22 protein-coding genes and 1 pseudogene are annotated in these 22,661 nt (G+C 57.0%); 10 read left to right on the top strand and 13 right to left on the bottom strand.

The features are described from left to right. Positions 1–8 precede the first annotated feature (8 nt). The 4 genes from ASD54_RS07325 to ASD54_RS07310 form a co-directional block, all read right to left on the bottom strand. Positions 9–296, bottom strand: a complete 288-nt coding sequence (locus ASD54_RS07325; protein WP_062554732.1) for a hypothetical protein — start codon at positions 294–296, stop codon at positions 9–11. Between the two features lie 209 nt (positions 297–505). After that, entirely contained in the window at positions 506–715 is a 210-nt protein-coding gene (locus tag ASD54_RS07320) for a cold-shock protein (protein ID WP_062553960.1), read from the bottom strand. A 338-nt stretch (positions 716–1,053) separates the two neighbouring features. Then, a complete protein-coding gene (locus ASD54_RS07315) occupies positions 1,054–2,925 on the bottom strand; it encodes a HAMP domain-containing methyl-accepting chemotaxis protein (protein WP_062553959.1) in 1,872 nt (623 codons plus the stop codon). 456 nt (positions 2,926–3,381) lie between these two features. After that, positions 3,382–3,969: an ATP-dependent Clp protease proteolytic subunit gene (locus ASD54_RS07310; RefSeq protein ID WP_062553958.1), complete on the bottom strand. Its 588-nt coding sequence runs from the start codon at positions 3,967–3,969 to the stop codon at positions 3,382–3,384. 190 nt (positions 3,970–4,159) lie between these two features. Between ASD54_RS07310 and ASD54_RS07305 the strand changes: the two genes are divergently transcribed. Further along, positions 4,160–4,750 (top strand): HupE/UreJ family protein, encoded by a 591-nt coding sequence (locus ASD54_RS07305; protein ID WP_062553957.1) that lies wholly within the window; start codon positions 4,160–4,162, stop codon positions 4,748–4,750. 108 nt (positions 4,751–4,858) lie between these two features. Beyond that, positions 4,859–5,683 carry a DUF2076 domain-containing protein gene (locus ASD54_RS07300; protein ID WP_062553956.1) on the top strand — a complete coding sequence of 275 codons (825 nt, stop codon included), beginning with the start codon at positions 4,859–4,861 and terminating at the stop codon, positions 5,681–5,683. 54 nt (positions 5,684–5,737) lie between these two features. On the opposite strand, the gene queF is transcribed toward ASD54_RS07300, so the two are convergent. Further along, entirely contained in the window at positions 5,738–6,202 is a 465-nt protein-coding gene (queF, locus tag ASD54_RS07295) for a preQ(1) synthase (RefSeq protein ID WP_062553955.1), read from the bottom strand. 4 nt (positions 6,203–6,206) lie between these two features. Further along, the gene (locus tag ASD54_RS07290) at positions 6,207–7,115 is read right to left on the bottom strand and encodes a cation diffusion facilitator family transporter (RefSeq protein ID WP_062554731.1); all 909 of its coding nucleotides are present in this window, start codon (positions 7,113–7,115) and stop codon (positions 6,207–6,209) included. 259 nt (positions 7,116–7,374) lie between these two features. Here ASD54_RS07290 and ASD54_RS07285 point away from each other — a divergent pair, with 259 nt between their 5' ends. Further along, positions 7,375–7,941, top strand: a complete 567-nt coding sequence (locus tag ASD54_RS07285) for a dual specificity protein phosphatase family protein (RefSeq protein ID WP_062553954.1) — start codon at positions 7,375–7,377, stop codon at positions 7,939–7,941. A gap of 61 nt (positions 7,942–8,002) precedes the next feature. Here the strand turns inward: ASD54_RS07285 and ASD54_RS07280 are convergent, their stop codons facing one another. Together ASD54_RS07280 and ASD54_RS07275 are read right to left on the bottom strand one after the other, a co-directional pair. After that, positions 8,003–10,192, bottom strand: a complete 2,190-nt coding sequence (locus tag ASD54_RS07280) for an anthranilate synthase (RefSeq protein ID WP_062553953.1) — start codon at positions 10,190–10,192, stop codon at positions 8,003–8,005. Continuing rightward, positions 10,176–10,472 (bottom strand): hypothetical protein, encoded by a 297-nt coding sequence (locus ASD54_RS07275; RefSeq protein ID WP_062553952.1) that lies wholly within the window; start codon positions 10,470–10,472, stop codon positions 10,176–10,178. The genes ASD54_RS07280 and ASD54_RS07275 overlap by 17 nt, the downstream gene beginning before the upstream one ends. Before the next feature lie 53 nt (positions 10,473–10,525). Between ASD54_RS07275 and ASD54_RS07270 the strand changes: the two genes are divergently transcribed. After that, on the top strand, positions 10,526–11,416 hold the full coding sequence (locus ASD54_RS07270) for an extensin family protein (protein ID WP_244484702.1): 891 nt from the start codon (positions 10,526–10,528) through the stop codon (positions 11,414–11,416). 20 nt (positions 11,417–11,436) lie between these two features. Here the strand turns inward: ASD54_RS07270 and ASD54_RS07265 are convergent, their stop codons facing one another. Both ASD54_RS07265 and ASD54_RS07260 read right to left on the bottom strand, forming a co-directional pair. Further along, positions 11,437–12,582, bottom strand: a complete 1,146-nt coding sequence (locus tag ASD54_RS07265; protein ID WP_062553951.1) for a GGDEF domain-containing protein — start codon at positions 12,580–12,582, stop codon at positions 11,437–11,439. Between the two features lie 224 nt (positions 12,583–12,806). Then, positions 12,807–14,519, bottom strand: a complete 1,713-nt coding sequence (locus ASD54_RS07260; protein ID WP_062553950.1) for a formate--tetrahydrofolate ligase — start codon at positions 14,517–14,519, stop codon at positions 12,807–12,809. Between the two features lie 460 nt (positions 14,520–14,979). Between ASD54_RS07260 and ASD54_RS07255 the strand changes: the two genes are divergently transcribed. After that, positions 14,980–15,705 carry a LuxR C-terminal-related transcriptional regulator gene (locus ASD54_RS07255; RefSeq protein WP_062553949.1) on the top strand — a complete coding sequence of 242 codons (726 nt, stop codon included), beginning with the start codon at positions 14,980–14,982 and terminating at the stop codon, positions 15,703–15,705. A 42-nt stretch (positions 15,706–15,747) separates the two neighbouring features. Next, entirely contained in the window at positions 15,748–16,215 is a 468-nt protein-coding gene (locus ASD54_RS07250; protein WP_062553948.1) for a PAS domain-containing protein, read from the top strand. Between the two features lie 69 nt (positions 16,216–16,284). Here the strand turns inward: ASD54_RS07250 and ASD54_RS07245 are convergent, their stop codons facing one another. From ASD54_RS07245 to ASD54_RS07235, 3 genes are all read right to left on the bottom strand, one after another. Beyond that, positions 16,285–17,400, bottom strand: a complete 1,116-nt coding sequence (locus tag ASD54_RS07245) for a DUF2333 family protein (protein WP_062554729.1) — start codon at positions 17,398–17,400, stop codon at positions 16,285–16,287. Between the two features lie 83 nt (positions 17,401–17,483). Next, the gene (locus ASD54_RS07240) at positions 17,484–18,263 is read right to left on the bottom strand and encodes a hypothetical protein (RefSeq protein WP_156379124.1); all 780 of its coding nucleotides are present in this window, start codon (positions 18,261–18,263) and stop codon (positions 17,484–17,486) included. Positions 18,264–18,355: 92 nt separating this feature from the next. Then, positions 18,356–18,808, bottom strand: a complete 453-nt coding sequence (locus ASD54_RS07235) for a pseudoazurin (protein ID WP_062554728.1) — start codon at positions 18,806–18,808, stop codon at positions 18,356–18,358. Positions 18,809–19,018: 210 nt separating this feature from the next. Here ASD54_RS07235 and ASD54_RS07230 point away from each other — a divergent pair, with 210 nt between their 5' ends. From ASD54_RS07230 to ASD54_RS07215, 4 genes and pseudogenes are all read left to right on the top strand, one after another. Further along, on the top strand, positions 19,019–19,969 hold the full coding sequence (locus tag ASD54_RS07230) for a choline ABC transporter substrate-binding protein (RefSeq protein ID WP_062553946.1): 951 nt from the start codon (positions 19,019–19,021) through the stop codon (positions 19,967–19,969). A gap of 170 nt (positions 19,970–20,139) precedes the next feature. Then, a complete protein-coding gene (gene choW, locus ASD54_RS07225; protein WP_062553945.1) occupies positions 20,140–20,985 on the top strand; it encodes a choline ABC transporter permease subunit in 846 nt (281 codons plus the stop codon). Beyond that, entirely contained in the window at positions 20,982–22,040 is a 1,059-nt protein-coding gene (gene choV / locus ASD54_RS07220; protein ID WP_062553944.1) for a choline ABC transporter ATP-binding protein, read from the top strand. Before choW ends, choV begins: the two co-directional genes overlap by 4 nt. Beyond that, positions 22,037–22,519: pseudogene (locus ASD54_RS07215) on the top strand (HugZ family protein); the annotation flags it as partial. The gene choV and the pseudogene ASD54_RS07215, both read left to right, overlap by 4 nt. Between the last annotated feature and the right edge of the window lie 142 nt (positions 22,520–22,661).

Genomic DNA, 22,661 nt, shown 5'->3' with positions numbered 1-22,661 from the left:
ACGTACTGCTACTTCTTGATTTTCATTGAATTGAGGTTGATCCAGCCGGACGCAGGCTTGCGCTCTTCACCGGCTTTCGGTGGTTGCTTCCCGGAAATGGACAGGGACGCGTCAATGTCATCTTCGCCGACGGTGCGGTCGAAGTTTTCCTCATTGAACCGAACACGGTAGCGCGTTGGCCCACCACTTTGAGATTCGGGCTGGACCGATATGATGCGCCCCTCGCCCTGCGCTTGGCCGGAAGGACCTGCCTTCAGAACGATGCGATCACCAGCTATGTAGCGGTTTCTCGCCACGGCACTCTCCTTCTGCATTCCATGGGCTGAACAAAAACAAAAGGCCGGGATGAACCCGACCTCATAATGCTTCCTGCTCCCAACGCCAGTACATCCGTGGTCGAAAAGAGCAGCAATCAGCCAGCAAACCCGTGCACATGATGCGCGACGAGCAGATCAGGTCTAAGATAACAGATGCCCGATCCTCAAACGGGATGGGCAATCGGAAATCAAGCAGCCTGAAGGTTGTCTGCAGAGCTCTTGCCAGAACGACGGTCCTGGACGATTTCGAAGCTTACCTTCTGGCCTTCGACCAGAGTGCGCATGCCAGCGCGCTCAACAGCCGAGATGTGGACGAAAACGTCCGCATTGCCGTTCTCAGGCTGAATGAAGCCGAAACCCTTGGTGGTGTTGAAAAACTTGACTGTGCCGATGTTCATAACGATTTCCTTTCATCAAATCGTTGTAGGACCCGCGATACCTTGCGGGCAAAGATCGAAGATTTGAGAGGAAATCTGACGAGAGCATAAAGCTCCGGGACGACGTCACAAGCAATTGTCGATAGCCTGAGGGTACGCTGTTATTGGATATATTCAACCTCAGGGGCTGTATTTATTTGCAGGCCCACACAAAAATGAAGGTAACTAGCTGAAATCAAATCTTTAAAATTTCGATTCAGTTGAACTCGACGGCGTCGCGTGACGGCTTTCTCATCAAATTCTAACCCGGCTGTCAGGCAGCCGGGCCTTCTTCTCAGCTTCATCGATCACGGAAGCACTCAGGAAGCACGGCGCAGCGAGAAGGACCCTGCGCTGGCGACGACCGGCTTTGACTGCCGCGCTATTGCGCCCTTGTCATCACGGCCTTGGTTGAGCTGGAACCTGCCAACCATGCTGCTGAGCAGGTTGGAGTCAGCGGCCAGAGAATTGCTGATCAACGTGGTTTCCTCCACCATCGATGCGTTCTTCTGGGTCATTTGATCGATGGAATTGACCGCATCGCTGATCTCCGAAAGACCGACCGCCTGCTCTCGCGACGCCGTGGTAATGGCCTCTACCTTGGCATCGATTTCCCCGACAAATGTTTCAATCTGCTGCAAGGCTCCGCCCGTCTCGACAACCAGTTGCACGCCAGCGGCAACCTCTGTTTTCGACTTCGCGATAAGGGCATTGATTTCCTTCGCCGCCGTTGCCGAGCGTTGGGCAAGGTCGCGAACCTCTTGGGCCACGACAGCAAAGCCCTTGCCGGCCTCGCCGGCACGCGCAGCTTCGACACCTGCATTCAGCGCAAGGAGATTGGTCTGGAAGGCAATCTGGTCGATCACATCAACAATCTTGCCGATCTCGCCAGATGCACCTTCGATACGTTTCATCGCGTCGATTGCATCGGCAACAACACCGCTGGACTTCGATGTGCATGTCCGCGCATCCCGCACCAGATTGCGCGTTTCAGCCGTACGCTCCACGGACGCCTTCACCGTCGAGGTTACCTCTTCAAGCGAGGCAGCCGTCTGTTCCAGCGCGGCAGCCTGTTGCTCCGTGCGCTTTGAGAGATTGTTTGCGGCCTCGTTCATCGCCATGGCATTGTCGTTGATCTGACCGGTCTTCAGAAGAACCTGCTCAATCGTTTCCTGGAAGGTCGCGATGGAATTGTTGAAATCAGTCCTCAATGCTTCGAATTGGACGGCAAATTCCTCATCAAGCGGCTTTGAGATGTTGCACTCTGCCAGACAGCGCAGCCCGGCACCCAGGCTGTCGACGACCTGTTTCAGTTGGGCCGCCTCGGCGACACGCTGGCGCTCCTGAAGCGCCCTCGCCTCGTCGGACAGGATACGACCAGCCTCCATTTCTTCGCGAAGCCGCTTGCGCTCCAGCGCGGCCGTTCGAAACGTCTGGACCGAGCGCGCCATGTCGCCGATCTCGTCGCCTCGCTGCGCATAGGGAACGTCCTGACTGTAGTCACCAGCAGCAAGACGGCTCATATACCCGCCGATGGCGGTCAGCGGCCCGATGGCACGCATCTTCATGAACCACAGCCCCGCCAGAAAAATGACCAGCGAGAGAATACTGCCGCCGATTGCCAGGTTGCTGAACTTGGTGTCTGCATCCGCTGCGGCCGCTTCCGTGGACTTCATCCATGTATTGGACATGTCAACGAGGCGAATGACAGCCGCCTGATGGTCACGGAAGGTCTTTTGCAAGGCATCGAAGCTTTTGTGTGCGGCCTCGACATCCGCGCCAGAGGCAAGCACGGCAAAGCTGCTGTCGAGCTGTTTCCAGAAAAGATCGCCTTTGACCAGGACTTCATTGAGAAGATATCCTTTAAGATCAGCCGGGAGGCTCGAATCCTTCCAGATTTTCCGCCGGTCCTCGTAGTCTTGCCTGAGCTTGTTGACCTTCTTGACGTTCTCGGAAAGGTCATCGCGATGGATAACGACCTCCGTTGCCAGTCCATAGGCCTCAACCAGGTAGAGAGGTGGCGGCAAGATATCCGCGACGAGATCCTTTCCATCGACGATCTGATTAAAGACTGGTCCTCCAACCTTCAATTCGCCAAGCGCAAGACGCTGCACGCCAAATGAACTAACAATACCTGTCGTTACAATAATGCCAAACAAAACGGTCATGCGAGAGATGGTCAAGGTGAACATGAAAATCCTCATCGGCGCGATGGACCTGTTATGATGCCTCCATCCCGGCATTTCTTCTGAATCCAAAAATATGCATACACTTATTAACGCAATCTATATTGCTCTAATTGACTTAAGAATAGACTACACCTCAGCGAGTACAGAAATGCACCTGCAATCAATATTTTTGTAATCCGCGAAGTTGTTAGCGCTACCAGGATTTTTACTCAGATTTCCTGCATAGATTGTCTTTGACCGCTACAGGTAGCATGATCGGCCATCTGTCCGTGCATGATCATCGACGGGACATCCAGCAGTATGAGTGATTGCTAACTTAATGAGAGACGTATCGTACACTAAAAGACCCGCGAATTTTTCTGAGCATTTGCCCAAAAAAATTTACTTTGCGGCAAAGAAAAAGCCGCGCCGGATGAGTTCCGGCACGGCTTATGGCAAAATGAGGTCTTGGCGTGAAGGTCAGTCGATCTCGGACTGGCTCTCGACGATGCGGTTGACGAGGCCGTAGGACACCGCATCTTCCGCGCCAAGCCAGTAATCGCGATCGATGTCCTTGGCGATCTTATCCTCGCTCTGGCCGGTAGCCTTGGCGAAGATCTTGATCAGGCGCTGGTTCATCTTGATGATCTCGCGGGCCTGGATCTCGATATCGGAGACCATGCCGCGCGTACCGCCGGAGGGTTGATGAAGCAGGAAGCGAGTGTTTGGCAGGCAGATACGACGCTCTTTCGGCGCCGCGACATAGATCAAAGCACCGGCAGAGGCTACCCAACCCGTACCGATCATCCAGACCTTCGGCTTGATGAACTTGATCATGTCATGAATCGAATCGCCTGATTCGACGTGACCGCCGGGGGAGTTCACATAGATGCGAATGTCTTCATCGCTCGCGGCAGCCAGCGCAACAAGCTGGGTGCAGACCTTCTGGGCCAGTTCCTGGGTAATCGGGCCATAAATGAAGATCGAACGCGACTTGAAAAGATTCGCCTCCGTTTCCTTGCCGAGTGGCAATTCCTTCGTCTTGTCGTCTTCATTCTCGTCGTTCATCGAACAGTCTCCAGAGTGAATTTGCTCTCCCCGGACATAATGTGTTCGCGCGCACAAAACAATCAGCCAGCGACGTTATGATGAATATGGCCTTCGTCATTTTACGCATAGACAACTTTTTAGGCAGTGCCTAATCTTGCGCCGAACGCAATGAAAACCGTTGCGCCGCGCATTTCGAAGGGGAACATTCATGTTCAAACGTCTTTCACTGGCCGTCGCCATGTCGACTGTGGCCGCCGTCCCGGCATTCGCACATCTGGATCCACTGGAACATGGATCGATTGCGGCGGGGCTGTCTCACCCCCTCTTTGGAGCAGACCATGTTCTGGCCATGGTGGCGGTTGGCCTCTGGGCGGCCCAGATCGCAACGGATCCGAACCGTCGACAGGCTCTGTGGCTTGTTCCCGCTGCCTTCGTGGCCATGATGGTTCTGGGCTTCGGCCTGGCGGTAGCAGGTGCGCCCCTTCCCTTCGTCGAGCCGGCAATCCTTGCCTCTGTCATGGGCCTCGGCCTTTTGGTGGCCCTGGCTGTGCGCGTGCCCGTCGCCGCATCTGCCGCTGTCGTCGGCATATTCGCGCTCTTCCATGGTTACGCGCATGGTGGTGAATTGGGGTCCGCAGCGGCACTTCAGTTCGGCCTGGGCTTTGCGGTCGCAACGGCCTTCCTGCACCTCATCGGCGTCGGGCTGGGCATGAGGACCGCACGCTTGGCTCCCGCCATCGGTCGCTTCGCAGGCGCGGCAACAGCACTTGCCGGTCTTTCGCTTGCCTTTGGCGGCTGAAGTACGGCTCTCTTACCAAGATTTAAGCTTCGGGCCTGCTGACAAGGCCCGAATTTCTCCCTACTTCCTCCTCATGGCTGTCGTGAAACGAGCCTTGAGGAGCCGACCATGTCACCTGAAGAACGCCAACTTCTGACTGAACTGTTTCAACGAGTCCGAGGCGCCACTGCTACGCCGCGTGACCCGGAAGCGGAAACGCTGATCGCGGATGCCGTTCGTCAGGAACCGGCGTCACCCTACTATCTGGCACAGGCAGTCATCGTGCAGGAGAAGGGGCTCGAAGCCGCATCCAAACGGATCTCAGAACTTGAGGCCCAAGTCCGTCAGTTGCAGGAGCAGCAGGCAGCGGCACCGCGCGAAACGGAGCAGCGTGGCGGCTTTCTCAGCTCCATCTTCGGCTCCAGCCAGCCGCCACAACCGCCCGCACAATCACGACAACAGCCATCGCCCCGTCCCTACAATGGGGCACCAAGCGGCCCGTGGGGTCAGTCGCTCGAAGTGCAGCAGCAACCGGCCTATGGACAACCGGGAGCGATGGCACCATCCGGCCCTTGGTCAACGGGCGCATCTGCACCAGCTATGCGGCCGCCATCGGCAGGCAGCAGCTTCCTGACAGGCGCGCTTGGCACGGCCGCTGGAGTTGCAGGCGGCATGCTTCTGGCCAACTCACTCAGCGGGATCTTCAGTCATCACATGAGCGGTCTTGGCCTCGCCTCTCCCGCAGCCGAAGGTTTCGGCAGCAACCCGATCGAGGAAACCACGGTCATCAACAACTACTATGGCGACGCTGCTCCGACCCAGCCCGATCCAATTCCGGCGCAGGCTGATCCGACACCGGACAATGACTTTCAGCCGGCATCCTACAACGATAGCAATGATGACTGGAGTGCCGATGATGGTGATTCCGCCGGCGACGACAGCAGCTTTGCATGACAGACAAGCCGGGCTCAGCGCCCGGCTTTATTGTTTCACTCCCATCAACCGTCTTCACCCACGGCCGCGATAGGTCGGCACGCCCTGATCCGGCAACCAGACGCCTTCCGGTGCTGCACCGGTCTGCCAGAAAACATCGATCGGTATTCCGCCGCGTGGATACCAGTATGCGCCGATGCGCAGCCATTTCGGCTCCAGCAGATCAACGATCCGCTTGGCGATGTAGACGGAGCAATCCTCGTGGAAGGCGCCGTGATTGCGGAAAGACGTGAGGAACAGCTTCAGCGATTTCGATTCCACCAGAAAACCGTTCGGGATGTAATCGATCACGATGTGCGCGAAATCCGGCTGTCCCGTCATCGGGCACAGCGATGTGAATTCTGGCGCGGTGAAACGCACGACGAAATCCGTGCCCGCATTGTTGTTTGGCACCTTTTCCAGCACCGCCTCTTCCGGGCTGGTTGGCGCGTCCACCTGACGGCCGAGCTGCGACAGCCCGCTGACATCGGTCTTGCTCATCTGACTAACCTTCTATCTGAACCTTGACACCATGTTCACGCTCGCCCTCGGGCTCCACGTGAATGGCCAATGATGCGCCGGGAATAGCCTGCTTGATCGCATCTTCCAAGCGGTCACAAATATCGTGCGCCTGCCCCACTGTCATCATGGCTGGCACCACAAGATGAAAATCGATGAACGCAGCAGCCCCGGCGCGCCGGGTTCTCAGATCATGAACACCCAGCGCTCCGGCGGAATGGGCGGCAATCGCTTCCTTGATCGCAACCTCTTCTTCCGGCTCAACCGCCTTGTCCATCAGCGCGCCAAGAGAGGAGGTAATCAGTCTGTATCCCTGCCAGAGAATGTTGACCCCCACGATCAGCGCCAGCAGCGGATCAAGGATGGCGTAACCCGTCAGAACTGCCAGTACCAGACCGACGAAGACGCCGCCGGACGTCACCACATCCGACATGACATGATGACCGTCTGCCTTCAGGGCCGGAGAACGGTTCACTGTGCCCACGCGGATGAGAACAGTCGCCCAGACCGCATTGATGACGCCTGCGAAGCCATTGATGCCAAGACCGAGCCATGGCGCTTCCGGCAGCGCGGGCTGCATGATGCCGGCATAGGCTTCCTTCACGATCAGAAGTGCGGCAACCACGATCAGCACGCCCTCCAGAACAGCGGAGATATATTCCGCCTTGTGATGCCCGAACTGGTGGTCGTCATCAGCGGGGCGCTGCGCATACCGAATGACGAAATAGGCGACCACCGCCGCAGTCACATTGACCGATGACTCCAGCCCATCTGAAAGAAGCGCCACTGATCCCGTGACCCACCAGGCCAGAAGCTTCAGGCCCATGACAGCTAAGGAGAGTGGAATACCCCAGAAGGCAAGGCGCTGAACGAGTGTGTGGTTTGGTTGTGACATCATCTTCTCTGCGTATGCGAATGATTTGCAATAGCCCTGAAACGGCGAAACCGCCGAGGCGTCAGCGCCCGGCGGTTTCTGTTGGACGTCTCTATCGCTCACTTTTGCGCGGCTGTCAAAGCATCGCGGTGCAGGTCCAGTGACAGCCTTGAGCGGAAATGTTGATGGGCTTTGCAACAGACATAAATTCGCCACAGGCCGGGTTCTCAGGTCGTAGTCGCTCCAGACAAGTCGAAATCAAGACAGGACGCATATCCCAATGGTAATCATCAGCATTGCAAAAAAAGTTACACTGGTGGTTGGCGCTGCTGTGCTTGGCCTTGGTGTCTATCTTGGCTATCTGCAACTTGTCGGAAATTTCCATGAAGTGCTTCCCGGAAAATTTTATCGCTCCGCGCAGCTTTCTCCCGAAGATCTTGGCAAATACATCGATGAATACAAGATCAAGACAGTTATAAACCTACGCGGCGGCAACCCCAATGCAGCCTGGTATCGGGCAGAGGAAGCCATGGCAACCGAGCATGGCGCGAAGGAACTTAACTTCGAGATGTCCGCGCGCAAACCGCTGGGGCTGGATCGCACATTTCAATTGCTGGAACTGATGCGCAGTGCGGAAGGTCCGGTGCTGGTTCACTGTCGCAGCGGCGCCGATCGCACGGGCTTTGCCACCGTCCTTTACCTTCAGCAGATCGCCGGTGTGGATGAGGAGACAGCAGAATGGCAACTTTCGCCACTCTTTGGTCACCTGAACCTGCCCTTCCTCAAGGAGTATGCGATGGACGATACCTGGGAAGCCTTCGAGAAAGTCATCGGACTCCACAGCTGATCGAAACAGAAAAGGGGCGAGAAACCGCCCCTTTCCTAAGACAGTGAAGTTGAGGCAGCGATTACGCCGCCTGCTCCTTGGCCTTCCGCGCCAGATGCGCCACCACATTCTCGATCATCCGCATACCGGCGTCACCGCCCAGCGTCATGATCGATTCCGGATGGAACTGCACAGCTGCGATCGGCTCCTTGGCATGCTCGATGCCCATGATGGTGCCGTCTTCGCTTTCGGCCGTGATGATGAAATCCGGGTGCAGCGTCTTCGGGTCGGCAAAGATGGAGTGATAGCGGCCGACCGTAACCTCCTTGCCGAGGCCTGAGAACACAAGTCCCGGCTCCAGCACCCGAATGCGCGATGGCTTGCCATGCATCGGCACCGCCAGATGGCGCAGTTCGCCACCATAGGCTTCGGCCAGTGCCTGAAGCCCCAGGCACACCCCAAAGATCGGCAGACCCTTGGCACGCGCCGCCTTGATGGTGTTCTTGCAGTCGAAATCCTGCGGATTGCCCGGTCCGGGCGACAGGACGACGAGATCCGGCTTGATGCGGTCATAGATTTCGGCAGGCACCGGCGTACGCACTGTGGAGACTTCGGCGCCTGTCTGGCGGAAGTAGTTCGCCAAGGTGTGAACGAAGCTGTCTTCGTGGTCGACCAGCAGGATCTTCACACCCTTGCCAACAGCCGCGACATCGCGGCCCGCCTTGGCCGTATTGCCCGCACGCGCATCACGGATTGCAGAAATCATGGCAGATGCCTTCAATTCGGTTTCAGCCTCTTCCTCATGCGGATCGCTATCGTTCAGCAGCGTCGCTCCGGCGCGCACCTCCGCGATGCCATCCTTGATGCGGATGGTGCGCAGCGTAAGCCCCGTATTCATGTCGCCGTTGAAGCCCACCATGCCGATGGCGCCGCCATACCAGGCGCGCGGGCTCTTCTCATGCTTTTCGATGAACCGCATGGCCCACAGCTTCGGGGCACCCGTCACGGTCACTGCCCAGGCATGGCTGAGGAAACCGTCGAAGGCATCCATGTCCGGGCGCAGACGACCCTCGATATGGTCCACCGTATGAATGAGGCGCGAATACATTTCGATCTGGCGGCGACCAATGACCTTGACGGAACCCGGCTCACAAACGCGGCTCTTGTCGTTGCGGTCGACATCCGAGCACATGGTCAGCTCGGACTCATCCTTCTTCGAGTTGAGCAGCTTCAGGATCTGCTCACTGTCGGAAATCGCATCCTCGCCGCGGCGGATGGTTCCCGAAATCGGGCACGTCTCGATACGTCGGCCAGAGACGCGGACAAACATTTCCGGCGAAGCGCCGACCAGATATTCCTGATGGCCGAGGTTGATGAAGAAGGAATAGGGTGACGGATTGATCGCCTTCAGCCGATTGGAGATCTGCGAGGGCTTGCTGTCGCACCGCTCCATGAACTTCTGCCCCGGCACCACCTCGAACAGGTCGCCGCGGCGGAAGCTTTCCTTCGCCTTGACCACGAGTTCGGAATATTCGCCGGGACGATGATCGCCCTTGGGCGGGATGACATCCGTGGTGCGGAACGGGTCAGGCGCGATTTCCTCGCTCTTGCCTGCGGTCGTCAGGTCGCCGCGGCTGAAGTCATAGCGGTCGATCCAGGCCTTGGCGGAATAGTGGTCCACGACGAGAATCTCGTCCGGCAGGAACAGAACCATGTCGCGCTGATCGTCCGGCCGCTGTAGCGACAGCTGGATGGAATCGAACTGGAACGCAAGATCGTAGCCGAAGGCACCGAACAGGCCGATTGCGCTATCGGCATCGGAGTAGAAAAGATCAACGACTGCACGCAGTACCGTAAAGACGGTCGGCATTTTCGAGCGCTCTTCTTCCGTGAAGGCGCGCGCTGGCAGATTAACGGAGAGATCGAGACGACGCGCAGTGCGCTCACCCAGTGTCAACTCGGTCTCGCTTGCCAGACGCTGGGCGATCAGTTCCAGCAGCACTTCGCCGCGCCCGTTATAGGCCTCGATCCAGACCTGACGTCCGAAGGAGGAGATACCGAGCGGCGGATCGACGATGGCCGTGTCCCAGCGCGTGTAGCGACCCGGATACTCATAGTTCGATGAGAAGACGGCGCCGCGACGCTCATCCAGCTTGTCGACATAGCTGGAAATTGCATCGGCATAGGGTGCGGCGCGACGTTTGCGGCTGACCTTTATCCCGCCGCGGGTCTCGTAAACCTCGGACCCATCATCTTCAATAATCGTGACCATAATCCACCTTTTGAATATCCCGCGTTCTTATCCTGTCCTCGACAACTGCGAAAGCTGTTTTGCGGCGCAAGCGTTTGGCATTTGCCCGGTTTGCGAGGGGAGCCTTGGGAAACAAGAAAGCCGCCTCGGTGGTCGGGCGGCTTTGTCTTGTCTTTGAACATGACTGGTCAAGGCCGCTTAGCTGCGAGCCCACCACCAGATAGCCATGATCAAAGACGTCTTCATGCCGTGATTGATAGCGACTCCAAACCTGCTTCGCAAGAGCCTCCATGAGGAGCATGCGACCAATTTGATCCTGATGCGTTGTCAGCCGTCACGTGGAGGACAATGTTCATGATGATGCGCATAGCTGCAGCCCTGTTGGCCACCATTTCGCTCACGGCGGCGAGCCTGCCGACCGAAGGCCCGCTTCCTGAAGCAAAGCCAGCTGAGGCTGAGCGTTCGTCAGACAAATCCCTGCCGGACAATACAAAAATTCCGGAGACGAAAGACATTCCGACACCTGCAGCAAAGCCACAGCCGCCGGCAGAGGCCGAAACGCCCGGCAAGCAACCATCCAGCGAACCTCAATCGCCGACCAAGCCAGGAACAGAGGCCGAGAGCAAGACCGAGACCAAGAGCAAGACACCGGAAGAGCCTGCCGTGCCAAACATCATCAAGGAAGATCCACAGGCCTATGCGGCTTGCCTGTCGGATTTGAAAGCGATGGGTGCCGAGTTCACCGAGGCCGAGTCGATCTCCGAGGAAGACGGCACCTGTGGAATTGAAAAGCCGATCAGGCTCACAAGTCCCCTTCCCGGCATCAAGCTCTCCGACCCTTCCCCCTTGCGATGCGAGGCCGCGCTGGCCCTGTCGCACTGGCTGAAGGACACGGTACAGCCGGCCCTGAAGGTTGCGTTTCCGGACAGACAAATCGTCGGTGTTCGCAATGCTGCATCCTATGCCTGCCGCAAGCGCAATCACGCCGAAACGGGCAAGATCTCGGAGCATGCGAAAGGCAACGCCATCGACGTGATCGCACTGGAATTCGACAAGGGTGACGCGATTGAAATGAAGCCGAAGACAGAAGACCCGACACTGGAGGGCGCCTTTCAGAGGACCGCGACCGCCGGGGCGTGTCTGCATTTCCGCACCGTTCTGTCACCGGGCAGCGATGCGACCCATGAGGATCACCTCCATCTCGATGTTCTCGAGAGGAAGGGCGACTACCGATATTGCCGTTGACCCTTCGGCCCTGAACGGCTTCAGGCCATAGCTTTGGATGCGCCCGACATGGCAGGATCATGCAGGAGCGCGCAGCCCCGGCCCGCGCGCTTGGCGCGGTAAAGCGCTTCGTCTGCCTCCACCATGGCGCGCTCCAGATCGACTTCCATCGGATCGAACAGGGAGATGCCGATACTCACCCCAACCGACGCCTGACCTGCTGACGTTACGGTTGGAAGCGATATTGTCTGAATGATACGTGCACCAATGACGGCGGCTTCCTGCCGACTGTGACAGTCGGCAAGTACGATGAACTCGTCTCCGCCCATACGACAGATGGAAGCATTCGGCAGACAAATGGAAAGTCGTCGTGCCGCCTGCCTGAGAATTTCATCGCCCACGCCGTGCCCGAACCGGTCGTTGACCTGTTTGAAACCATCGAGATCAAGGTACAAGAGAGCCTTGGTACTTGAAGTCTGCCGCATCGACTGCGCTTTTTCCGCAAAGCCACGCCGGTTCAGCAGTCCCGTCAACGGGTCTTGCAAAGATTGGGTTCGACTCTCGATCTGACCGGCAATCGCCCGCACCGTGGTTTCGCGCTGCTGCCGCATGATCCAGATGGCAACACCGATGAAGCCTGCACCTTGCAGGAGGATAAGCGGAATGAATTCGGGGTGATGAATGCAAAACGGAATCTTGAACGAAGCATCGATCACAATGACCTGCGCCAGTGCCAGCCGCGGCGCGGCATAATTGCGTGCAATGATGCCCGCACAGGATCCCAATCCCGAAGCAACCACGATGATGAGCATGGGCGTGTCGTCACTGAAGCCGACGACAACCATGGTGGCGGCCATCATCGTCGCCCAGCCAATACCGGAGACCACAACAAGATCTGCAGCAACCGTACGCAGCCAACTGACGTTTGTTGCGCACACCCGCATAACGCCGAAGATGAGGTCGCACAATGCAATGTACAGCAGGATCGTATTCTGGAGACGGGCGTAGGCCAGCAGCGTAATGCAGAAGGAGTTCAGAGAGCCCAAGAGGGCCGGCAAGGTGGAGGATGCCAGGGTCGCACACAGTCTGTAGCGAATCTCATCCGAAATGTCGGAACCCATATCGGCGATCCAGTTCAGAATCGGCACCCGGGGCTGCAACAGATTGGGGTTATGCGATAGTGGCATGCCTTCACTCCATCTATAGCACAAAGCATAGAGCTGAATTACTGAAGACACGTTAGCAAAATCGGACAAATGTCCTTCTCATACAGAACAGACAACTATCGTGAATCAAGAATTAATCCTGATGATTTGAGTAAAAACCACTGGAATTCACGTTAAGTCTATGATTGCCAATCATGTTCGAGCTTTGACATAAGACTCCAACTTAGGTTGATTGATCCCTCACCCTAGAAAAGCCCTTCGATTTGCCCGAGTTCATTCAAGGCAATGCGCTCTGCCGAAGGCGACCGGGGCAAGCCAGGCATGGTCCGGATCTCGCCCGTGATTGCGACCACGAAGCCCGCTCCCGCCGAAAGCCTGACCTCCCTGATTGGCAGACTATGTCCCGTCGGCGCCCCAAGCAGAGACGGATCGCTGGAAAAGGAGTATTGGGTCTTGGCAATGCAGACCGGAAGTCCTCCATAGCCTTGCGCTTCAAACGCCCGCAACTGCTCAAGAACCGATGCTTCGGCAGTAACTCCATCGGCGCGGTAGATCTCCCGCGCCACGGTCTCGATCTTTGCCATCAGCGACAGATCATCGCCGTACAGGGGACGAAAGTCTGCTTCGCAGGAATTCGCCAGCGCGGTCACTTTTTCAGCAAGTTCGACAATGCCCGCAGACCCCTGCGCCCAATGACGGCAAAGCACCGCATCGACACCCTGATCATTCGCGTAATCAACAATCGCCCGAACTTCAGCATCGGTATCAGACGAAAAATGATTGATGGCCACGATAACGGGAACACCGAACTTGCGGATGTTCTCGATATGACGACCAAGATTGACGCATCCCGCCCGAAGGGCATCGACATTCTCGCGGCCAAGATCCGCCTTCGCGACCCCGCCGTTCATCTTCAAGGCACGAATGGTTGCAACCACCACGGCGGCGGCAGGCCGCAGACCTGCTTTTCTGCACTTGATGTCGAAAAATTTTTCGGCGCCGAGGTCAGCGCCGAAGCCCGCTTCGGTCACAACAAAATCTGCGAGCCTCAAGGCTGCCTTTGTCGCCACGATGGAATTGCAGCCATGCGCAATGTTGGCAAAAGGCCCCCCGTGCACGAAAGCCGGATTGTTCTCCAGCGTCTGCACGAGGTTCGGCTGCATGGCATCTTTCAACAGCACGGCCATGGCACCGTCTGCTTTCAGATCCCGCGCGAAAATGGGCGTCTTGTCGCGGCGGTAGCCAACGATTATGGCGCCCAGACGCGCTTCCAGATCCGCAAGGTCTTCGGCAAGGCAAAGGATGGCCATGACTTCCGAGGCAACAGTAATGTCAAAACCGGTTTCGCGCGGAAATCCGTTTGAGACACCGCCGAGCGAACCAACGATCTCCCGCAGTGCCCGGTCGTTCATGTCGACCACACGCCGCCAGGCGATACGCCGAAGATCGAAATCGAGACCGTTACCCCAGTAGATATGATTGTCGATCAGCGCGGCCAGCAGATTGTGAGCCGCGGTAATGGCATGGAAATCACCCGTAAAGTGCAGGTTGATATCCTCCATCGGAACGACCTGCGCATACCCGCCCCCCGCAGCGCCGCCTTTGACTCCGAAGCAAGGACCTAGTGATGGCTCGCGCAGGCAGATCATGGCACGCTTGCCTATCCGGTTCAGTCCGTCGCCGAGACCGACAGTCGTCGTTGTTTTGCCTTCGCCGGCGGGTGTCGGATTGATGGCCGTGACCAGGATCAGCTTACCCTCGGGTCTGGCACCCAGAGAGTGCAGAAAAGACGCTGATACCTTTGCCTTATCGTGACCGTATGGAACCAGAGATTGCGCCGGAATTCCGATCTGAGATCCAATCTCCGTGATCGGCTTCATGGCAGCAGTACGCGCAATTTCGATGTCAGACGGCACGATCACACCCAGTCTCCGTTTACGATGCGTTTCAATCTGCATAGCGCATTGCATCGCTGGCGCCTACCAGTGCCGGATACTTACATCCAACGCGTTTTATTCGCTTGGTGCATGGTCTGATGCAAAAGATAGAAGTTGACGCATTCCTCAGAGACGATTACTTGCGCGATCAATATTTTTCACTCGCCTGATCAAAAATTATTGAATTTCCCGCCGCAAATCTTCTTGTGTTTACAGAATCTCGACTGGATTGTATCAGCAAGGACCATGCAATCTCAAGAAATGAGAGCAAGATTTGGACAACGGCCATCATGTCGGGCAAATACTCATTCACTTGAGGCAAATTGCACCGAATTGATACAGGTCGATTCGAAGTTAACCCGTATCGACTCAGTCGAATTGCAGTATAGATGTGAAAATACGAAAATAACGTTGGCAAGCATTTACGGTTCGGCTATCGTCGTTCCATTGCAGTTTAGCGCAGGCAAACGATCGGGAATTCATGATTACGCTTGAACGGCATTCGCTTTTGAGTCGGGAAATTTCTACGGCGGATTCACGCGCGGCGGTCGTGGCTGTTCTGGCGAAACTTGCAAAACAATTTGGCTTCAAATATTTCGCGCTGATGAGCGCGCCGGCGGCATCGGACTCTCTGCTGGAACCACTTATGGTGGAGTCGAATGTCCCTCGGTCCTATCTTCGCGACTTTGACCGTTTGAGGCTGCTCACGGCTTGCCCCCTGGTTCCGCTGTTGAAGAACATGGCTCTTCCGCTGTGCTGGAGCTATGAAGAGCAGTATGATGACGGTTGGCCTCTGGATTTTCCGGAACCGTTTCGCCGCCTTGCGAAGACCTATGGCATGACCACCGGCGTCGCCATGCCTTTCAGTTCGTCGGATGGATCCATGTTCGTCATGCGCCTCGACGGAGACCGCCCTGTTCTGACGCTGCCTCAACTCAACGAGGTTGGAATGCTGATGCTGCAGTGTTTCAGGGTCTTCGATCGCGTGCGCCGCACCGAGCCACCACCGAAAAGCATCCTGACGGCCCGCGAACTGGAGGTGCTGAAATGGACCTCACAGGGGAAGACATCGTCCGAGATCGGTGACATTCTTTCCTTGTCGGATCATACCGTTAATGCGTATCTGAATAAGGCAATAAAGAAACTGGATTGTGTAAATCGAACCCAACTGGTAGCAAAAGCTATCCGTCTACGTTTAATCACCTAACAAACGGGGCGTATTAGACAAGTGTCAATAAGGGTTCGACCATTGCTGTCAAAATCCGGATCCATTACTGGAAAGATCGACACGCTGCAGGACTTCGGTTTGTCGACAGACGAATTCTTTGAAATTTTTTCTACCTTCAATCTTGTCGGTTTATGGCGCCTGGACCTGGATAGTGGTCACACATTTTGCAGCGCCACCTACAGCAAACTTTACGGCATCAAGCACACCGACGGCCCCATCAACATGATGGAGATCATTGCCCGTATTCATCCGGATGATTTGAGCAGTGTCATGGAGAGCCATGAAGTTGCCTCTGCCCATCCCATGGCTTATCAGAAGATCCATCGCCTTTCATCGGACAGGATCACCTACCGATACGTCTGCTCGATCGGTCGCTTTCGCACGAAGCCCGGCACCAGCGGCGAAATCGTAGGCATTGCCTTTGAGGTGCCGCCCCATCGTTGCGACTTCCGGTATGAAACGGACAGTACCGCCGACCTGAAGCTCTGAACCGGGGTTTATGCAGCCGCATCCCTGATTCAGATGCGGCTTTCAATCCCGATCGTCCGACGGCACCCTCTATCGATCAAGAATAGCTCTGATCTCGACGAGATTGGAACGCGTGCGCAAGGTGTAGAAACCGATCGTCGCCAGATGTGATGGCATGATCAACCCATCTTCCGCGCCATTGGAAATGATCAGGGGACGAATCTTCAGGGCACCGCGGAACTGTTCCAGTGTATCGTTCCAGATCGAGCCCAGATTGCGCTCGCGAATGACCTGATTGAAGTCGGCACCGGCCGCACTCATGATGGCGTAGTAGCCATAGAGCTGGCCATAGGCGAACCAGAACCGGTCGTCAGCCCGCGTGTCGAACCATCCGCCATTGTAGTTTTCGGAACGCTCCCGCAGGATCGCGGAGGTCGCCCCCAGGTCGTTGGCGATCCGGTCTACGAACTGGACCAGATTGTCGGCACGGCCATCGAAAACGGCATTGCAGGCGGCCAGATCGCCGTTGAACTTGCGAAGACTGTCAATGGCTGCGCGATAATAGCTGGGGGTCGGCGTTTTGAATCCGAACGGCTGGAGACCGAAATACCAGGAATATTCGTCGAACTGAAGGTTGCCGCGTGCATCCTGCAGGTTTCCGTTGATCCCGGATGTGCCGCGCACGCGACCGAGGGAATCAACCAGTTCGACTGCAGTACGGCGAACGGTCTGGTTCACGCCGCGCTGGAATGCAGCCTTGTTGTCGAGAAACGGTGTGCGATCCCAATCGAGCCCGAAGAACCCAAGCCGGTACATCAGCATGGACGAGATCCATGCGTTCTGGTTCACGTTCGTGTCGGTCAGATCGGCGGCAACTTCAACAATACCGGATTGCTGGCATTGCCGTGGCAGAACAGGTGCAGAAGACGGAGCAGCGGTCGCCGGCTGGCTGCCTGGCTGCACGGACGGAGATAGTTCCTGGCCGGCGCCGACATTGCGTGTCTGGAACGCGTAGCGATCGACGAAATTCGGATCGAAGCCGCTCCAGATCTGTGTCTGCCATACGAAATAGCCATACAGACCCACGAAGAGAACAAGGAAAGCAGCGAGCGGCAGCTTGATCAGCAGATTGCGTTGCCGATACCAGCCGTGCGCGGCCATGATGGGCCACAACAGCCATGCGCCGAAGAGCTTCACGCCTCGCATGATGGTTTCCCCTGCGCGTCGCAAAAAGGCTGAAAATGCACTCATGCCCGATGGCTCTCCTGTCGTTTTCGTTCAGGTAAGCATCAATGGCCCGCTTGTCGAGTGGTCGACAGCTTGCGTTGAAATGCTTCGTCGAGAACTGCCCTGCGGTGAGCAATGCCCCGAACCGACAAAAGCCCCCTCTCTGCTCGCTGGCGCAAGGTGTCGAAATGCGGTAGCGCGAGGCCGGACTGCGCATATCGATTGGTTTCCAGCGATGTCAGGGCAAGGATATTTGCTTCCGCATCCACCAGGATCTTGTTGTAGAAAAGGTTCGCGCTTGCCGTCATGTCGATTACGCCGTCGACCAGATCCTGCAGAACGTCGATCCGATCAACGATTGCATCAACCGGCTCACCGGCACCGACGGGAACCAGCTGAAGTTGCGTGAATCGCTTTTCCAGCTCCGCTTCCAGCAGGGTCAGTTGCCGTTGCAGGAATTCACGATGATCAATGATCAAGAGAAGAAGCCGGTGACTTTCGGCAAGCCCATCCAGCAGAATGTTCGCTGTCTCCTGATCGCTGTGCTGACGCTGCTCGAGTGGCGAGCGAAGCAACCTTTTCAGGAGACTTCTCTTGGATGGAAGCTTGTGCCCTCCGGCGTCGTGTATGGCAGTTGCCGCTCTGGCGTCGATCTGCAGTGCAAGGCGCGCAGACTGGCTTTCGATCCAGCGCCATTCCAAGAGACATATATCAACCTGTTCCAGTGCTGCAGGGTCCAGCGACTCCGCCAAGAGTTGCTTCACCGCCGTCTCCAACTGCTCACGAAGAGCAGCCATCCGCCGCCCCAGGACGTCCGGCACGGCGGGCTCAGCTTTCTGCATTGGCGTTTCCATGCTTTCTCCGGCGAGCCGATATCACACCGGAGTTTTTGCAGAGAGCTTGGCCAGACACAAGACGACGATACGCGTTCAGATCAGAAACCGAGCGCCTTCAGTTCGGCATCCAGTCTGTCACGCGTCTTCTTCGCCATCTTGGCGGCCTTTACAGCCTCGAGGTTGGCAGGTTTGTCCCCGGCGACAATGAGCGCGACCATGCCCATTCCCCAGTGTGGGGTGCACTTGATGACATAGGCACCTTCCTTGTCGACCTTGAGAATCAGCTCCTGGTTCATCTTGCCCTTGGTCTCCTCGACACCTTCGGGAAGCAATTCCTTTACGGTCGCCGCATCATGCCCTTTGTCGACGGGTACGAACTTCACGGTGTCGCCCACGGCAACCTTCACCGCAGCGGGCTCGAAAACCATGGCCTCGCCATCGGTTCCCTTGTTCAGCATCTTGATTTCGTGCTCCGCGGCCTGTGCCGTTCCGGCCAACAGGGCTGCGAAAACAAGGGCTGCGGCGGCGAGACTTTTGTTGAGACTGGTCATGATCGTTTCCTGTTTCTCCGGCAGAGCAGTTCCGCCTCTGAATTTCAGGAGAACCAAATACGCTGGCGTCAAAAACTCACCTTGATCAAGATCAATCGCGCTCCACCGCGATTGTCGCAAATCCACCGCCTGTTCCGGCGCGTTTGGGCAAGCTTGCTTGCTTAGGTCAGATATTGATAATGCTGGGGAACCAAAAAACGGAGCAGTTCAATGCACGCAAAAACCTCGCTGAAACTCTCGCTGTCTGTCAGTCTCTTGATAGCGGTATCCGGTCAGGCGCTCGCCGCCGAGCCTGCAAGCTGCAGCTCCGTTCGATTTTCGGACGTCGGCTGGACGGATATAACCGCCACGACCGCAACCGCATCGGTGATCCTGGAAGCGCTCGGCTACAAGCCGCAGGTTCAGGTTCTGTCGGTTCCGGTCACCTACCAGTCGCTCAAGAACAAGGATATCGACGTTTTCCTCGGCAATTGGATGCCGACACAGGAAAACGATGTTCGCCCCTTCCTGAATGACAAGTCTGTCGAGTCATTTGGTCCCAACCTTGAAGGCGCGAAATATACCCTCGCCACCAATTCCAAGGGTGCCGAACTCGGCATCAAGGATTTCAAGGACATCGCGAAGTTCAGCAAGGAACTGGGCGGCAAGATTTACGGCATCGAGCCCGGCAATGATGGCAACCGCCTGATCCTCGACATGATCGCCAAGGATACGTTTGGGCTCAAATCCTTCGAGGTCGTGGAATCCTCCGAGCAGGGCATGCTGGCGCAGGTCGCCCGTGCCGACCGTTCAAAGGAACCCGTTGTCTTCCTCGGATGGGAGCCGCATCCGATGAACGCAAATTTCAAGCTGACTTATCTGACGGGCGGCGATGACGTGTTCGGTCCGAACCTCGGCGGCGCGACGATCTTCACCAATACGCGCGCAGGCTACACCAAGGAATGCCCCAATGTGGGCAAGTTCATCACCAATCTGAAGTTCAGCCTGTCCATGGAAAACGAAATCATGGGCGGCATCCTCAACGATGCGCTCGAGCCGCAGGCGGCTGCCAAGAAATGGCTCAAAGCGAACGGCAAGGCCGTTGAGCCTTGGCTGGCCGGTGTGACGACAGTGGATGGCAAGGACGGTCTTCCCGCAGTCAAGGCCAAGCTGGGCCTCTGATCACCCTCTAGAGATCATCCCTCTAGAGATCAGGCGGCCAGATTGGCCGCCTCACATGCTTCTGGCATTTCCGCGCTGGGTTTTCTGCCCGGCCGGCTTCATCGCCGGGTTTAGCGCCTCCCATGCGTCTTGCCCTTTCGTCGTGACGACTGCAACACGGGAAGAAGCCTTTGGAATTCCTGACTGAACACCGTATTCCCATTGGAATCTGGGCGAAGAAATGTGTCGATTGGCTGACGCAGAACGGCGCCTGGTTCTTCGACCAGCTTTCCGCCCTCCTCTCCAAAGTCATCAACGCACTTCTGTTTCTTCTGCAATGGCCGCATGCGCTGGTGATTGTGGCGCTGATGACGGGCCTCTCCTTCTATCTGCGCAGGTCAATCGGCCTTGCACTGTTTACCTGTCTTGGGCTCCTGCTGATCATCAATCAGGGCTACTGGAAGGAAACGACGGAAACGCTCGCGCTGGTTGTGGCTGCCACTGCCGTCAGTATGGCGATCGGCATTCCGCTTGGCATCGCCGCTGCACGCAGGCCATGGCTCTATGAATTCATGCGTCCGATTCTGGACCTGATGCAGACCATACCCACCTTCGTATACCTGATCCCCGCCCTCATCCTCTTCGGTCTCGGAATGGTGCCCGGGCTGATCGCCACGGTCATCTTTGCGGTCCCCGCTCCCATCCGCCTGACCCGGCTCGGGATAGTCTCCACACCAGGAGCACTGACGGAAGCAGCAATCGCCTTCGGTGCCACGCCTTCTCAGGTCTTGCGCAAGGTGGAACTTCCCTTTGCCATGCCGCAGATCATGGCTGGCCTGACCCAGACCATCATGCTGTCGCTATCCATGGTGGTGATTGCGGCTCTGGTCGGCGCCAATGGTCTCGGCGTTCCGGTCGTCAGGGCGCTCAACACTGTCAACATCGCCCGTGGCTTTGAGGCCGGACTCTGTATCGTCATTCTCGCCATCATTCTGGACCGCATGTTTCGCACCGATACCGATGGAGAAGGCGCATGAGCGACGCAATCATCTTCGGCGCTGTCGACATCATCTTCGGCGATCGCTGGCAGCAGGCGCTGTCCCTCGTCGACGCGGGAAAGACACGCGATCAGATCAGCGCGGAAACCGGTCAGGTTCTGGGGGTGGCCAACGCGTCGCTCACCATTCGTGAGGGCGAAATTCTGGTGCTGATGGGTCTGTCGGGTTCCGGGAAATCGACGCTCCTCCGGGCAGTAAACGGGCTGGCCCCGGTGGTTCGTGGCAGCGTGACCGTGATGACCGACAAGGGAAGCGTGGACCCCTACCGCTGTTCCGCCAAGGCGCTGCGGGATCTGCGCATGAACACGGTCTCCATGGTGTTCCAGCAGTTTGGCCTGCTTCCATGGCGAAGCGTTGCAGACAATGTCGGCTTTGGTCTGGAACTCGCGGGCGTCGAGGAGGCAGAACGCAAGCGCCGGGTAGCCGAACAGCTGGAGCTGGTCAATCTTGCCAAATGGGCGGGCCGTAAGGTGGGAGAGCTGTCCGGCGGCATGCAGCAACGCGTCGGTCTGGCGCGCGCCTTTGCCACAGGCGCACCGATCCTGCTGATGGACGAGCCCTTCTCGGCACTCGATCCTCTCATCCGCACCCGGCTGCAGGATGAGCTTCTGGAGTTTCAGGCGCGACTGAAAAAGACAATCCTTTTCGTCAGCCACGACCTCGATGAAGCCTTTCGCATCGGCAATCGCATTGCGATCATGGAAGGCGGCCGCATCATCCAGTGCGGCACGCCGCAGGAGATCGTCCGAGCACCCGCGGACCAGTATGTGGCCGATTTCGTTCAGAACATGAACCCGATCTCCATGCTGACGGCGGCCGACATCATGCGGCCAGGCACGCAGGGACCATCTCAGGCGCTGCCGGTCACCGGAACGACGCGGCCAGCGACACCGCTCGTCGATATTCTGGACGCGCTGGCAAGACAGCCCGGCGTGATCGGCGTCATAGACAATGGAGAAATCATCGGCTCCATCTCCGCAGACGAGGTGATCACCGGGCTTACGCGTCACCGCCGCAGGGAGGCATCTTCATGAAAGACAAACCCTCCGTTCTGCGACCCACGGATGACGAGGCGCGCCAACTGGCGCGCCAGCTGATGGCTGAAGCGCCATGGGTAGCGCTTGCAGTTCTGGAGCCCGCAACGGGCTGGCCCAGCATCAGTCGGACGATCATCGCTCTGGATGAAGACGGCGTGCCCTTCATTCTCGTCTCTGCGCTCGCAGCCCATACTGGTGCGCTGAAGACAGATGGACGCTGCTCGTTTCTGGCAGGAGAACCCGGCAAGGGGGATCCGCTTGCCTATCCGCGCCTCAGCGTCCAGGCACAGGCGTTTCAGGTTACGCGTGAACATCCGGATTTTCCGGCCTTGCGAGATCGCTTTCTCAACCGCCATCCCAAAGCACAACTCTACATCGATCTTCCCGATTTCTGCTTTTTTCGCCTGATGCCGCAATCAGGCTCTCTAAATGGCGGATTTGGGAAAGCTTTCCGCCTCGAAGGTCAGGATTTAGTAGGCAGAGCATAGACCGCCCGTTTGGAGGGAATCACTCAAGAAATCATGGATGATTTCTTCGGTCTAAAAAAATATTCACAAGACAAACATCTTTCTAAATTAGTTTCTCCTTCAGGTTGCAGTCTTATCACTTTTTTGGCAT

It is taken from the genome of Rhizobium sp. Root149, from assembly GCF_001427345.1.
Taxonomy (GTDB): Bacteria; Pseudomonadota; Alphaproteobacteria; order Rhizobiales; family Rhizobiaceae; genus Neorhizobium; species Neorhizobium rhizoryzae.
Note: the sequence above shows the minus strand (reverse complement) of the source record. Positions and strands in the feature narration are given on the sequence as shown.

Bases quoted from the DNA above. Each gene is read 5' to 3' on its own strand.
- ASD54_RS07280 (WP_062553953.1), bottom strand. From the start codon at position 10,192: ATGGTCACGATTATTGAAGATGATGGGTCCGAGGTTTACGAGACCCGC.
- ASD54_RS07255 (WP_062553949.1), top strand. From the start codon at position 14,980: ATGATTACGCTTGAACGGCATTCGCTTTTGAGTCGGGAAATTTCTACG.
- ASD54_RS07310 (WP_062553958.1), bottom strand. From the start codon at position 3,969: ATGAACGACGAGAATGAAGACGACAAGACGAAGGAATTGCCACTCGGC.
- ASD54_RS07320 (WP_062553960.1), bottom strand. From the start codon at position 715: ATGAACATCGGCACAGTCAAGTTTTTCAACACCACCAAGGGTTTCGGC.
- ASD54_RS07235 (WP_062554728.1), bottom strand. From the start codon at position 18,808: ATGACCAGTCTCAACAAAAGTCTCGCCGCCGCAGCCCTTGTTTTCGCA.
- ASD54_RS07305 (WP_062553957.1), top strand. From the start codon at position 4,160: ATGTTCAAACGTCTTTCACTGGCCGTCGCCATGTCGACTGTGGCCGCC.
- ASD54_RS07285 (WP_062553954.1), top strand. From the start codon at position 7,375: ATGGTAATCATCAGCATTGCAAAAAAAGTTACACTGGTGGTTGGCGCT.
- ASD54_RS07290 (WP_062554731.1), bottom strand. From the start codon at position 7,115: ATGTCACAACCAAACCACACACTCGTTCAGCGCCTTGCCTTCTGGGGT.
- ASD54_RS07265 (WP_062553951.1), bottom strand. From the start codon at position 12,582: ATGCCACTATCGCATAACCCCAATCTGTTGCAGCCCCGGGTGCCGATT.
- ASD54_RS07315 (WP_062553959.1), bottom strand. From the start codon at position 2,925: ATGTTCACCTTGACCATCTCTCGCATGACCGTTTTGTTTGGCATTATT.
- ASD54_RS07300 (WP_062553956.1), top strand. From the start codon at position 4,859: ATGTCACCTGAAGAACGCCAACTTCTGACTGAACTGTTTCAACGAGTC.
- ASD54_RS07260 (WP_062553950.1), bottom strand. From the start codon at position 14,519: ATGCAGATTGAAACGCATCGTAAACGGAGACTGGGTGTGATCGTGCCG.
- queF (WP_062553955.1), bottom strand. From the start codon at position 6,202: ATGAGCAAGACCGATGTCAGCGGGCTGTCGCAGCTCGGCCGTCAGGTG.
- ASD54_RS07240 (WP_156379124.1), bottom strand. From the start codon at position 18,263: ATGCAGAAAGCTGAGCCCGCCGTGCCGGACGTCCTGGGGCGGCGGATG.
- ASD54_RS07230 (WP_062553946.1), top strand. From the start codon at position 19,019: ATGCACGCAAAAACCTCGCTGAAACTCTCGCTGTCTGTCAGTCTCTTG.
- ASD54_RS07270 (WP_244484702.1), top strand. From the start codon at position 10,526: ATGATGATGCGCATAGCTGCAGCCCTGTTGGCCACCATTTCGCTCACG.
- choV (WP_062553944.1), top strand. From the start codon at position 20,982: ATGAGCGACGCAATCATCTTCGGCGCTGTCGACATCATCTTCGGCGAT.
- ASD54_RS07275 (WP_062553952.1), bottom strand. From the start codon at position 10,472: ATGCTCCTCATGGAGGCTCTTGCGAAGCAGGTTTGGAGTCGCTATCAA.
- ASD54_RS07245 (WP_062554729.1), bottom strand. From the start codon at position 17,400: ATGCGAGGCGTGAAGCTCTTCGGCGCATGGCTGTTGTGGCCCATCATG.